The 12,493-nt window shown below is 76.5% G+C and carries 9 protein-coding genes; 3 read left to right on the top strand and 6 right to left on the bottom strand.

Annotation, left to right across the window (positions count from 1 at the left end; all coding sequences use genetic code 11):
• Positions 1–23 precede the first annotated feature (23 nt).
• The 4 genes from ACI79T_RS10410 to ACI79T_RS10395 form a co-directional block, all read right to left on the bottom strand.
• On the bottom strand, positions 24–1,682 hold the full coding sequence (locus ACI79T_RS10410; protein WP_456609988.1) for a hypothetical protein: 1,659 nt from the start codon (positions 1,680–1,682) through the stop codon (positions 24–26).
• Positions 1,683–1,762: 80 nt separating this feature from the next.
• Entirely contained in the window at positions 1,763–3,514 is a 1,752-nt protein-coding gene (murJ, locus tag ACI79T_RS10405; RefSeq protein WP_456609987.1) for a murein biosynthesis integral membrane protein MurJ, read from the bottom strand.
• 314 nt (positions 3,515–3,828) lie between these two features.
• Positions 3,829–6,219, bottom strand: a complete 2,391-nt coding sequence (locus ACI79T_RS10400; RefSeq protein WP_456609986.1) for a DUF6049 family protein — start codon at positions 6,217–6,219, stop codon at positions 3,829–3,831.
• On the bottom strand, positions 6,216–6,692 hold the full coding sequence (locus ACI79T_RS10395) for an NUDIX hydrolase (protein WP_456609985.1): 477 nt from the start codon (positions 6,690–6,692) through the stop codon (positions 6,216–6,218). The genes ACI79T_RS10400 and ACI79T_RS10395 overlap by 4 nt, the downstream gene beginning before the upstream one ends.
• A 214-nt stretch (positions 6,693–6,906) precedes the next feature.
• Between ACI79T_RS10395 and ACI79T_RS10390 the strand changes: the two genes are divergently transcribed.
• Positions 6,907–8,394 carry a CCA tRNA nucleotidyltransferase gene (locus tag ACI79T_RS10390; RefSeq protein WP_456609984.1) on the top strand — a complete coding sequence of 496 codons (1,488 nt, stop codon included), beginning with the start codon at positions 6,907–6,909 and terminating at the stop codon, positions 8,392–8,394.
• A 76-nt stretch (positions 8,395–8,470) separates the two neighbouring features.
• Positions 8,471–9,427 (top strand): matrixin family metalloprotease, encoded by a 957-nt coding sequence (locus ACI79T_RS10385; protein ID WP_456609983.1) that lies wholly within the window; start codon positions 8,471–8,473, stop codon positions 9,425–9,427.
• A 7-nt stretch (positions 9,428–9,434) separates the two neighbouring features.
• Here ACI79T_RS10385 and ACI79T_RS10380 read toward each other — a convergent pair whose 3' ends face one another.
• Positions 9,435–10,706 carry an MFS transporter gene (locus ACI79T_RS10380; RefSeq protein ID WP_456609982.1) on the bottom strand — a complete coding sequence of 424 codons (1,272 nt, stop codon included), beginning with the start codon at positions 10,704–10,706 and terminating at the stop codon, positions 9,435–9,437.
• Between the two features lie 148 nt (positions 10,707–10,854).
• Between ACI79T_RS10380 and ACI79T_RS10375 the strand changes: the two genes are divergently transcribed.
• Entirely contained in the window at positions 10,855–11,517 is a 663-nt protein-coding gene (locus tag ACI79T_RS10375; protein ID WP_456609981.1) for a YqgE/AlgH family protein, read from the top strand.
• 118 nt (positions 11,518–11,635) lie between these two features.
• Here ACI79T_RS10375 and ACI79T_RS10370 read toward each other — a convergent pair whose 3' ends face one another.
• Positions 11,636–12,412, bottom strand: coding sequence for a hypothetical protein (locus tag ACI79T_RS10370; RefSeq protein ID WP_456609980.1), 777 nt, complete (start codon positions 12,410–12,412; stop codon positions 11,636–11,638).
• Between the last annotated feature and the right edge of the window lie 81 nt (positions 12,413–12,493).

The following is a 12,493-nucleotide window of genomic DNA, read 5'->3' as shown; positions in this document are numbered from 1 at the left end:
CGGGGGGTCCCCCGCAGGAGGGATCAGCCGGCGCTGCGGACCTCGACCTCGGCCAGCTCCGCGGAGAAACCGTCGGGACCGTCGACCAGGCCGGTGAACCACACCAGCACGTAGCGGGCGGTGGCGGTCTCGTCGAAGGCCAGGTCGGTGCTCTCGGCGAGCGTGTCGGCGGCGGCGACGGTGAAGTCGTCGAGCGCCCCGTCGGGCGAGTCGCCGGTGCGCACCTCGACCGTGGCGCCGGGCGTCGCCGTCTGCACCGTGACGCCGGCGAGCGGCTGCTCCTCGCCGAGGTCGTAGACGACGCCGACGCCGGGCTTGAGGTTGCCGAAGGCCGGGGAGCCGCGGTAGTTCAGCGTGCTCCAGGCGGTGGCCGGGTCGCCGTCGTAGGACAGGGGCACGTCGGCGTCGTTCTCCGGCTCGCCGTCCCCGAACGGGTCGAAGACCTGGGCACCGCTGACGGCGACCGCGGCGCCGGCCCCGGGCGCCGGCTCCTCCTCGGCGCCGTCGGCCGCCGGGGCGCTGCTCGCGGGCGGGGTCGAGCCGCCGACCTCCTCGTCCACCGAGTCGGCCACGGACAGGACGCTGGAGCCGAACCACCACGCCAGCGCGATGACCACGAGGAGGGCGAGCAGCGGCAGGCCCACGACGACCAGCCGGTGCTTCCGGGCGGCGTCCTCGTCGTCGGCGTCGTCCGCGAGCTCGGGCGGGTAGTCGCCGTCGTACCTGTCGTACCCGTAGTCCCGTGTTCCGGCGCCGTGCAGGACGCCGAAGGGCTCGTCGTCGGCCCCGGGAGCGGGCGGGAGCGATGCCGGACCGGCGGCGATGGTGTCGCCGCCCAGGGCGGTGGCTCCGACCGGGCGCATCGGCGGGACCGGCGGCAGCGTGCCGGGCTCGAGCCGCACCGGGGCGCCGCCCTCGCCGCGGCGACGCCGGCGGCGGCCGCCGTCGGTGTCGTCGCCGCGGTTCGGGTGGAGGTTCTGGGTGGTGCCGCTGCGCCCCCGCTCGCCCAGCAGGGCCGCCATGGCCGCGACGCTGGACAGCCCCTGGCCGGGGGCGGTGGACCGGGCCCGGCGGGCGAGGGCCACGAGGTCGGCGGGCCCGGACACCGGGGAGGCGCCGGGCCCGGTGCCGGTCAGGCAGGCCTCCAGGAGCTCGCCGAGGGCGGCGATGTCACCTTCGACGGTGCCGGCGGCCGCGGGCACGGCCCGGAGCCCGACCAGGCCGTTGGGCCGCAGCACCACGTTCTCCAGCGAGAGCCCGCCGACGGCGAGGCCCACGCGGTGGGCCTCCGCCACGCCCTCGGCGAGCCGGCGCAGGACCAGCCGGACCTCGCGCTCGGGCATGGGGCCGGAGCGGAGCCGGTCGGCGAGCGTCTCGCCATCGATCCACTCGTTGACGACGTAGGCGGCCCCACCCGGGGACTGCGGGTCGCCGCTGCCCTCGGAGGCGTCGTAGACCATGGCCAGCGCCGGGGTGGCCAGCCCGCCGGCGGTGAGCGCGCGGGTGATCCAGGCGTGCGCGGCGGGACCGGCGGGGACGTGCACCCGGATCGCGACGTCGCGGTTGAGGACGCGGTCCTTGGCCCGCCAGCTCTGGATGACGCCGGTCGGGGTGGTCTCGTCGGGACCGATCTGGTCGAGCGGGCGGTAGCGGTCGGGCAGGCCGGTGGTCGTGGACGCCATCGACACTGTCGACTCCCTGTGCTGCTCGAACCGCCGAGGCGGACGCTTCGGCACGGCCGGCTCCGACCGGTGGTCTCCGGTCACCTGCGTCCCAGCCGGGCCCTGACCGCAGCCAGGGGCTCCCGGAGTTCCGGAACGCGGGCCACCACCAGACCGACCAGTGCGACGCCGCCGACGACCACGGTACCGATGAGCACCTGCAGGAGCGACCCTGTGGTGGAGCGTCCGAGCAGGTCGTCGGTCACGATCCGGACAAGACCGCCCACGAGGCCCGCCGCCAGGGCCACCGCGGCGATCCGGGCGAGCGGGCCGAACGTCTCGCGGGTGCGCAGGCCGCCGAACCGGCGGCGCAGCGCGAGGTCGCCGATGACCCATCCGGCGATGTAGGTGAGGCTGGTGACGAGCATCAGGCCGGCCACGACGAGCTCGGGGCCGACGAGCACGGGGACGAGCACCAGCAGCGGCACCCGGACGGCGACCATCCCGATCTGGATGAGGGTGGGCGTGCGGGCGTCCTTCATGGCGTAGAACACCCGGAGCTGCAGCAGCGTCACCGCCATGGGCAGCAGGCCGAAGGCGCCGACGGCCAGGGCGGTGCCGATCGCCTGGGCCTCGTCCACCGAGGTGTTGCCGCGGGCGAACGCCAGGACGCCCAGCGGCGGGCCGAGGACCGTCAGCACCGCGGTGACCGGCAGCAGGCCCAGCGCCGACAGCCGGGTGCCGAGCGACAGGTCCTCGACCACGCCCGGCACGTCCTCCCGCGCCGCGGCCCGGCTCATCCGGGGCACCAGCGCCGTCAGCAGGGCGACGCCGATGATGCCGTAGGGCATCTGGAACAGCAGGCTGGCGTACTGGAACGCGGTGGAGCCCAGGCCGCCCTCGCGCTGGGCGGCGTTGGCGATCCGCAGCGCCACCACGACGCCGATCTGGCTGACGGCCACGTAGCCGATCACCCACAGCCCGAGGCCCCCCGCCTCGCGCAGCCCGGTGTCGCGCAGTCCCCAGCGGGGCCGTAGGGGCACCCCGGCCTTGCGGAGCAGCGGGACGAGCACCACCGCCTGGAGCGCGATGCCGAGCACCGTGCCGATGCCGAGCAGCCACACCAGCCCGGGGGCGATGGTGCCCGGCTCGAGGGCGCCGGGGCCGGCCGCCACGAGGAACGCCAGGCCCGTGGCGATCACCACGAGGTTGTTGAGCACCGGTGCCCAGGCCGGTGGCCCGAAGACCCCGCGGGAGTTGAGGATCGCCTGGGCGAAGGCGCCCAGCCCGTAGAAGACGATCTCGACCAGCAGGATGCGGGCCAGCCAGTTGGCCACCCGGTACTGCTCGGGATCCTCGTCGAGACCGAGGAGCGAGGTCAGCAGTGGCGCGGCGAGGACCGCCAGCACCGTCATGACCAGCAGGCCGGTCAGCGCGATGGTGGCCAGCCGCTGCGCGTACGCGACCCCGTCGTCCCGGTCGCGTTCCTGCGCGTGCACCAGCAGCGGCACGATCACCGAGGTCAGGACGCCGCCCAGCAGCAGCTCGTAGACGATGTTCGGCAGCGTGTTGACCGTGTTGTACGCGTCGGCGAACAGCCCCACGCCCAGGGCGGCGGCGAGCACCATCGTCCGCAGCAGGCCGGTGATGCGGGAGACCAGCGTCGCGACGGCCATCGTGCCGGCCGCGCGCAGGATGCCCCCGCTGGCGCCGGGAGCGCCCTCCCGCCGCTCGGCCTCCTCGTCGGTCTCCTGCGCGGTGCGCGGGACCGGCGGGAGCACCGGCATGGGGAAGACCTGGGTCTCGTCCGCGGCGGGCACCCAGCGGTGCCGCAGCGGCGGCAACGGGGGCACGGGAGCGGCAGGGGGACGCGGCCTGCCCGCGGACGGGGGGACCGGGGGCAGCGGGGGCCGGGGTCGTGACGGGGGCGGGACGGCTCCATCGACGACGGCCTCCTCGGGACCGCCGTCGGCCGGCGGCGGCGCGGCGAAGACCGCATCGCTCGGCGGGGTCGCGAGGTAGGGGGCCGGGGGCAGCGGAGCGGGGGAACCCCAGGCGCGGCGCCCCGCGGCCGCGCGGGCGGGCGGCGGGGGCAGGCGGACGGGGCGGGCCCGGTCGGGGGCGTCCGGCGCCGCTGCGCCGTCGCCGGTGGTCTCGGGCCGATCGCTCACACCGGGCTCCGGGTGGGCGGGGCGGCCAGGCCGCCCGGTACCGGGCCGGTCCCACCGGTCCCGGCAGGGGTCCCCCGGCGACGGCGGAGCACGAAGTGCACCAGCCGGCGGAGGAACAGCAGGGCGAGCAGCGAGGCGGCCCCGATCGTGATGGACAGGGAGATCGGGCCGTACGCCGTGCTCTTCACCTGCATCTCGACGAGGTTGCCCAGGGGGCTGCCCGACGGCGTCGTCACCTGGGCGGTCACCGCGAACCCGCCGGAGCGGTGCAGCTCGGTGGGCACCTGGAGCGTGGTGCGCTGCTCCGGCGGCAGGGTCTGGACGCCGATGTCCCCGACGCTGAGGCCGCGGTTGCCCGGCGTCTCCACGCGGAGCCGGACCTGCACGGGGAAGGGCAGCGGGTTGTCCACCGTCAGCACGAGGGGGGCGCTGCTGGAGGCCAGGCTGTAGGTGCCGTCCACGGGGGCGACGACGGTGACCCGCTCGCGCAGCCGGGCCAGGGTGTCCCGCGCGTCGGCGGCGGCCGCCGTGAACCCGTCCGGTTCACCGCGCCAGAGCACGGACGCGGCCCGCGCGATGCCGGCGTCGTAGGACTGCAGCGCCTGGTCGGCCTCCCCGGCGACCGCCGCGGCGAGGTCCTCGCGCGCGGCGACGGCGGCACCGAGCGTGGCCATGCCGGCACCGTCCAGGCCGGTCGGCTCTCCGGGGGGCGCCAGCGACCCGGCGTCCGCCGCGGGAACGTCGCTCAGCGCCGCGACGCCGGCCGCCTGCAGCCAGGGGAGACCGAGGTCGGAGATCATGGCGCCGGCGCCCTCCAGCCCGGCCTCGACGTCGCGGGGTGGGGCGACCAGCACGGTCTGCTCGCTCCCGGGGGGCGCCTGGAGGGTGAGCGCGGCCAGCTCGGCGAGGTAGCGCTGCTCGGCGATGCGCGGCCCCCCGGCGGTCGTCTGGGCCGCGCCGACCACGCTGCTCAGCGTGGGGTCGGCGACCAGCACGTCCAGGGGTTCCTCCCCGATCGCCACGGAGGTGCGGGCCGCGGCGTCGGACCCGTCGAGGCCCACCGCGGATGCGCCCCCGGTCAGCGCGCCGCTGCCGAGGACCACCCGGTCGATCCCCCCGGCCTGCAGGGTGGCGAGCGTCGCGGGGTCGTAGAAGCCGTCCGGGGCCCAGGCCAGGTCGGTGGACGGTACGACGTCGAGCACCTCGGCCAGGATCTCGGCGCCGGCGCCCCGCTGCGGCGGCTCCCCCGGGTCGGCCGGCGGCACCTCACCGTCGCCGGCCGGGTCGGCCGGGGCCGGGGGCGGGCCGATCGGGTCCTGGGCGGTGCCCTCCGGAGTGCCCGGCAGGCTCCGGGTGACGACCGCCGGCAGCCCGGCGGCCTGGAGGCCGTCGGCATCGACGTCGCCGTAGGGCAGGGCGACGACGGGCCGGGACGCCACCACCGTGCCCAACCGGTCGAGGAACGCCTGCGCCTCCTCGGTCCCCGTCCCGGCGTCCGGCACGCCGGCGACGGCGTAGGGGCCGTCGGCCATCAGGGCGAGCTCCTCCACCAGCGCCGGGTCGATCGCCAGGGTGACCGGCAGCGGCGCCGCCGGCCCGGTCCCCGACTCGGGAGCCCCACCGGGCAGTCGCTCCACGACGGCGAGGGCGCGGTCGAGCCGGCCGCCCACGCCGATCGCCTCGGTGAGCTCGTCGTCGACGAAGTTCCCGGAGGCGTCGCGGTGGCTGAGCTCGGACAGCGGCCACAACCAGGCGACCGTCGTGCGGGAGGAGGGGACGACGGGCTGCTGCACCAGGAAGGTCGCCAGCTCCCCGACCCGGCGCTCGTCGTCGCCGTCGACGGTGCCGTTGACGTTGAACAGGACGGGGTAGACGCCGTCCTGCTCGAGCCGCAGCTCGGCGGAGTCGAGGGTGTAGCTGAACTCGGTGCCGGCGCCCGGACCGAGCTCGAAGGGCAGCGGCTCGAACGCGGGCTGCACGGCCGTGGCCGGATCGGGGTCGCTGACCGCTTCCGCCAGCGCGGGACGGTCGGTGAGGACGGGCCCCCGCTGCAGCCGGACGGCGAGGTCGGTGATCGGCTCGGTGCCGGTGTTGGTCAGCGTCCCGGTCACCGTGATGAGGGAACCGGGCGTCACCGTCCGGGGCTCGAACCGGGCCACGTCCACGCGGACCGGGTGCTCGGCGTCGGTCGTGTCGGCCGGGGCCGCCGTTCCGGGCGCCGCGACGGCCGGGGGGAGCCCGGCCCCGGGGAGCAGGGCCGGTCCACCGAGGGCGAGGGTGCCGGCCAGCAGCGGGACGAGCGCGGCCGCGCGCCGGGCGGCGCCGGACGGGGCAGGCGCGGCGGCGGCGGGGCGGCCACCGGCGCGGGCGGCAGCCGGCCGCGTCACGCGCTGTCGGCCAGGAGTCCGGGCGCGCGCTCGACGAGCGCCCGCTCGTCGGCGTAGGCCAACCGGGTGCTCAGCTCCTCCAGCGGGACCCAGGCGACCTCGGTGACCTCCACATCGGCGTCGGACAGGGCGCCGCCGACGGCTCGCAGGAGGAAGTGGTGCACCGTCTTGTGCACGCGGCGGCCCTCGGCGACGAACCAGAAGTCGATGATGCCGAGCGGCGCGACCACCTCGCCGATGATCCCGGTCTCCTCGGCCACCTCGCGGACGGCGGTGTCGGCGGGGGTCTCCCCCGCCTCGATGTGCCCCTTGGGGAGCGACCAGAGCAGCCGGCCGCGGCGGTCGGTGCGGCCGATGAGGGCGGCACGGGGCCCGGTCACCCCGTCGTCGGCCACCACCAGGCCCCCGGCGGAGGTCTCGTCGACCCGGCGCAGCCGGCGGCCCGGGCGTCCTCGCCCGCCCGTTCCAGCCATGTCAGGAGGGTAGCGCGAGTCCGGCGACAGCCCCGGGAGCATCGCAGCGAGCGCCAGCGAGCGAGGAGCGGACCGGGGCGCGGAGCCGGACCGGAGGGTGTGCCGGCGACAGCCCCGGGAGCATCGCCAGCGAGCGCCAGCGAGCGAGGAGCGGACCGGGGTGCGGAGGCGACGGTGGAGGGACGGGTCGGCCGCCGCACTACCCTGGCTCGTCGTGTCCGCCACCCCGCCGCGTCGTCCCGAGCCGGAACCCGTGCCCCCGGCCGTCCAGGAGACCGTCCGGAAGCTCGTGGACGTCTCCCCCGTCCTGACCGAGCTGGGGCAGCGGTTCGCCGCGGCCGGTTTCGAGGCCCACCTGGTCGGCGGCTCCGTGCGTGACGCCCTGCTCGCTGCCGGGTCGGGTGGCACCGGCGTCGCGGGCGACCTCGACGTCACCACCGACGCCCGACCGGAGCAGGTGCTCGAGTTGCTGCGCGGCTGGGCCCGTTCCACGTGGAACACCGGCATCGCCTTCGGGACCGTGGGCGCCGAGGTCCGCGGGGTGCGCGTCGAGATCACCACCTTCCGCGCCGACCGGTACGACCGCACGTCGCGGAACCCGGAGGTGGCGTGGGGCGACTCGCTGACCGACGACCTCGCCCGGCGGGACTTCACGGTGAACGCGATGGCCGTCTCCCTGGGCAGCGACCGCACGGTGACCGACCCCTTCGGTGGCCTCGGCGACCTGCTGGCGAAGCGGCTACGCACGCCCGGCGCCGCCGTCGAGTCGTTCGCCGACGACCCGCTGCGCATGCTGCGCGCCGTCCGCTTCGTGGCCCAGCTGGGGCTGGCCCCGGACGAGGAGGTCGTCGCGGCGATGACCTCGCTGGCCGACGAGCTGGCCCGGATCACCCCCGAGCGGGTGCAGGCGGAGCTGTCCAAGACCCTGCTCCAGGACGCTCCGCGGGCGGCGCTGGAGCTGTTCGTCGACACCGGCCTGGCCGACGTCGTCCTCCCGGAGCTCTCCGCCCTGCGCATGGAGATCGACGAGCACCACCAGCACAAGGACGTCTACACCCACTCGCTGACCGTCCTCGACCAGGCGATCGCGCTCGAGCGGGCCGACGACCAGCACGACTCCCCCGACCTGGTGCTGCGGCTGGCCGCGCTCCTGCACGACATCGGCAAGCCGGCGACCCGGCGGCACGAGGACCGCGGCCGGGTCTCCTTCCACCACCACGAGGTGGTGGGCGCCAAGCTCGTGCGCAAGCGGCTGACCGCGCTGCGGTACCCCAAGGACGTCATCGAGGCCGTCGCCCGGCTGACCTTCCTGCACCTGCGCTTCCACGGCTACGGCGACGGCCACTGGACCGACTCCGCCGTCCGCCGGTACGTCACCGACGCCGGTGACCTGCTCCCCCGCCTGCACAAGCTGGTGCGCTCGGACTCGACGACGCGCAACAAGCGCCGGGCCGCGGCGCTCTCCGCCACCTACGACTCGCTGGAGCAGCGGATCACCGAGCTCGAGGCGCAGGAGGACCTGGCGCGGGTCCGCCCCGATCTGGACGGCAACGCCATCATGGAGATCCTCGGGCTGGGCCCCGGGCCGGAGGTGGGCGCGGCCTGGCGCTTCCTCAAGGACCTGCGGCTCGAGCGGGGCCCGCTGGACCCCGACGAGGCCGAGGAGGCGCTGCGGGCGTGGTGGGCCGGCCGGCAGACCTGACCGGCTCCGCGGACCGGCCCGCGCGGGCCACCCGGGCGGGGTGGCCGGGGTCCAGGAGAGCGACGGGGGTGCCGAGATGACGGGTGTGCACCCGCAGCACCCCGACGACGACGGCGCCCGCCCGCCGGCGTCGCCCACCGGCCGGACGCCGCAGTGGCTCCTCGACGAGCTCACCGGCGTCGCGCCCGCGCCCGAGCCGGCCCCGGTCCGCCGCCGTCGCCGCGGCCGATGGGTCGTGCCGGTGCTCGTCGCGGCGGTGACCGGCGGCCTCGTGCTCTCCGATCCGCCGGCGTGGCCGTGGTCCGGCGACCCGCCGGCCGCCGCACCCGGCCTGACCGCCCCCACGACGCCGGCCCGGCCCACCGACCGGCCGCTGCCGTCGGGCGCGACGACGCCCCTGGGGCGTCCGCCGCTGCCGCCGTCCCAGGGCGGTACCTACGGCTACGTCTCCCTGCAGGAGGACGGCGTCACCCCGGTGGCCTACGACCCCTGCCGCGAGATCCGCTACGTGCTCCGCCCGGACGCGGCGCCCCCGGGCACCGAGCAGCTGGTGCACGACTCGGTCGCCCGGGTCGCCGAGCTCACCGGGCTGCGGTTCGTCTTCGAGGGCTACACCGACGAGCAGGTCATCGCGGAGCGGGCGCCCTACCAGCCCGACCGCTACGGCGACCGGTGGGCACCGGTCCTGATCGGCTGGCAGACCGAGGCGGAGAACACCTTCCTGGCCGGGGACGTCGTCGGGCAGGCGGGCAGCACCGCGGTGTCCCTCGGGGACGGCCCGCGCGTCTACGTGACCGGCACGGTGAGCCTGGACGCCGGGCAGGCACCGGAGATCCTGGCCACCCGCGACGGCGTCGCGACGGTGCGGTCGGTGGTGCTGCACGAGCTGGGGCACCTGGTCGGCCTCGCCCATGTCGACGACGACCGCGAGCTCATGTTCCCGGAGACCCGGCGCGCGGTGACCGACTTCGCCGGCGGTGACCTGACCGGTCTCGCCGCGCTCGGGCAGGGTCCGTGCGTCCCGGAGCTGTGAGCGCGTCTCAGCGCCGGGCCATGCGGGTGTGCAGCAGGGCGGTGGCGACGTACCCCGCGCCGACGACGGCGAGCAGCGGAGGGGACACCCCGGAGGCGGGCAGGACGAAGGCGCCGGCCACCAGCGCGGCGACGTAGCCCACGTTGACCAGGGTGTCGTAGACGGAGAAGACCCGGCCGCGGTGGTCGTCGTCGATGGACTCCTGCAGCGTGGTGTCCACGCAGATCTTCACGCCCTGCCCCATCAGGCCCAGCCCGAAGCCGGCCAGCACGGCGGCCGGCGGCTGGACCAGCAGGCCCAGGGCGACCTGGGCCAGCCCGCCGCCGGTGAGCAGCAGCGCGATCCAGCCCCCCTTGCCGATCCGGCGCACCGCCGCCGGTGTCACCGCGGCAGCGGTCAGGGTGCCGACGGCGCCCGCGGCCACCACCTCGCCGAGGCCGACCAGGCCGCCGGGGAAGAGGCCGGATGCGTCGGTGAAGGTGTTGCGGTAGAGCAGCAGCGCCATCAACGTCAGGACGCCGTACCAGACCCGGTGCAGGGTGATGGCGGTGAGCGCGGCCGCCGCGTGCCGGTCCTGCCAGGCGTGCCGCGCGCCCGAGGCCATGCCGGCCAGCACCTGGCCGGCCGAGAGCCGGGCCGAGCGGGCCATGTGGTCGGGACCCAGGTGCGCACGGGTGAAGCCGGCGACGACCGCCGCCGCCCCCAGGTACGGCAGCGCCGCCGACAGGGCCAGGGAGGCGTAGCCGGCGTCGTCGGAGCCGGTGAGCTGCAGGAGGGCGAGGGCGACGCCGCCCCCGGCCACCGTGGCCACGGCGCCCGATGTCGTGGACAGCGCGTTGGCCGACACCAGCGAGGCGTCGTCGGTGGTGTGCGGCAGGCCGGCCGAGAGCGCGGCCAGCACGAAGCGGTTCACCGAGAAGACGGCGAGACCGGCCGCGTAGAAGGCCGGGCCCTGGACACCGGCGAGGACCAGCGCCGCGACGACGGCGACCAGGCCGGCGCGCAGGACGTTGGCACGGAGCAGGACCTGCCGGCGGCTCCAGCGGTCCAGCCAGACCCCGGCGAACGGCCCCACGAGGGAGTAGGGCAGCAGCAGCACGGCGAAGCCGGCGGCGACGTCCACGGGGTCGGCGGCCCGCTGCGGGTTGAACAGCACGGTGCCGGCGAGCGCCGCCTGGAAGACGCCGTCGCCGAACTGGGAGAGCAGCCGGGTCCCGAGCAGCCGGAGGAAGTCCCGGCGCGCCAGCAGGCTGCGCACGGTCGTCCCCGCCTCGGCCACCCGATCACCCTAGGACGAGGCCGCGCGGCCGCAGGGTGACCGCCGCCCCGGCGGCTGTCGCGGCGGGGCCGCGCGACGGTTCCGGGGGGACCGGGGGACGGGGGCCGGGGCCCGCCCCGACGGCCGTATCTGGGGCACACTGGGAAAGATGTCGCCGGCGTCTGCGTCACCCGAGCCCGAGTCCGGTCCGCCCACGCGGCCCGCGGCTGGTCGCCGCCGTGCCGGGGCGGTACCGCAGCTGTCCATCGGCTGCCTGGACGACGTCAGCGCGGGGGCCCTGCTGGTCGCCATGCCGTCGCTGACCGACCCGACCTTCGCCGGGGCGGTCGTCTTCGTCCTCGACCACTCCGACACCGGCACGCTGGGTGTGGTGCTCGGCCGGCCGAGCCAGGTCGAGATCCGGGACGTGCTGCCGGGGTGGTGCGACCTCGCCGTGACCCCCGGGGTCTTCCACGTGGGTGGACCGTGCGAGACCGACACCGCCCTGTGCCTGGCCACCGCGTCGGCGGACGAGCCGGTCGCCGGCCTGCGTCCGGTGGCCGGGGACGTGCACCTGGTGGACCTCGACGGCGACCCGGACGACCTCGTGGGCCGGCTGAGCGGCCTGCGGGTCTTCGCCGGGTACGCGGGCTGGTCCCCCGGCCAGCTGGCCGGGGAGATCGCGGAGGGCGCCTGGGCCTGCGTCCCGAGCCGCCCCGGTGACGTGCTCGCCGACCTCTCCGGTCCGGAGCTGTGGCGGCGGGTCATGGGCCGGCAGCGCGGCCGGCTGGCGGTCCTGTCGTCGGCGACGGCCGATCCGACGGCCAACTGATCCGCGCGCCGTGCGGCGCGACCGCCGGCGATCTGGTAGGAAGGTCTCCGGGAAGGGGCGGTCTGGGGAAGAGGCCGCCCCTTCCCGCTTTTCTCCCGGCGGTGACGTCCTCCCGCGCCTACACCCCGAACGCGTCGGCGATCTCCGGGTGGTCCGCCGCCGCCGCGGTCTCCTCCTCGCCGGGCAGCGCGAGCCTGCGGGTGCCGTGGTCGGCCAGCGTGACCGTCAGTTCCTGGTCTCCGCCGGGCAGCGGCGTGCGGTACTGGACCAGCGTCTCGTCGGAGTCGTCGACCGCGACCGTGCGCCCGTCCCGCAGCCGGTAGACCGTCGTCGGCTCTCCGTCGATCGCCTGATCCCCGCCCCACCGGTAGGAGCCGTCCAGGAAGTCCCCGGGGTCGTCGGCGTTCTCCGCCGAGAGGTTCTGCAGCACCCGGACGACGACGTCGATCAGCTCGGCCTCCCCCAGCCCGGCCTCCCCCGCCTCCGCGGGCAGCGCCCGGCGCAGGTAGCTCGCCGTGGGGTCGCCTGCGGCGGCGAGGGCCTCGGGCAGGCCCGGGAGGTCGCCGGACCACAGTGCGTCACGGTCGAAGAAGAGGGTGCGGGTGTCGCGGTCCTCCCCGTCGACGACGGTGACGGCCTGCGCCTGCCCGACCGCGCGGCGGAAGTCGATCTCCCCGGTGACGGTCAGCACCGCGTCCTCGGAGAACGGGACCGTGACGACGAAGTCCGCCCCGCCGTCCTGGTGGTTGCGGTGCAGCAGCTCGGCGAGCACCGCGGCGTCGTCCTCGGTGACCGGTTCGCCGACCTGCCGCTCGCTGCCGGTGCAGCCGGCGAGCAGCAGCACGATCAGCCCGGCGGCGCCCGCCCGGGGGACCAGCTGGCGGCGGGCAGGCATGGCGGCAGCGTAGGCAGCGCGGGCCGCGAACCGGGGGAGGAACGCGCGGGGCCCGCATCCCCGAGGAGATGCGGGCCCCGT

This window comes from Blastococcus sp. SYSU DS0619, assembly GCF_054051035.1.
Note: the sequence above shows the minus strand (reverse complement) of the source record. Positions and strands in the feature narration are given on the sequence as shown.

Bases quoted from the DNA above. Each gene is read 5' to 3' on its own strand.
- ACI79T_RS10410 (WP_456609988.1), bottom strand. From the start codon at position 1,682: ATGGCGTCCACGACCACCGGCCTGCCCGACCGCTACCGCCCGCTCGAC.
- ACI79T_RS10395 (WP_456609985.1), bottom strand. From the start codon at position 6,692: ATGGCTGGAACGGGCGGGCGAGGACGCCCGGGCCGCCGGCTGCGCCGG.
- ACI79T_RS10385 (WP_456609983.1), top strand. From the start codon at position 8,471: ATGACGGGTGTGCACCCGCAGCACCCCGACGACGACGGCGCCCGCCCG.
- ACI79T_RS10375 (WP_456609981.1), top strand. From the start codon at position 10,855: ATGTCGCCGGCGTCTGCGTCACCCGAGCCCGAGTCCGGTCCGCCCACG.
- ACI79T_RS10370 (WP_456609980.1), bottom strand. From the start codon at position 12,412: ATGCCTGCCCGCCGCCAGCTGGTCCCCCGGGCGGGCGCCGCCGGGCTG.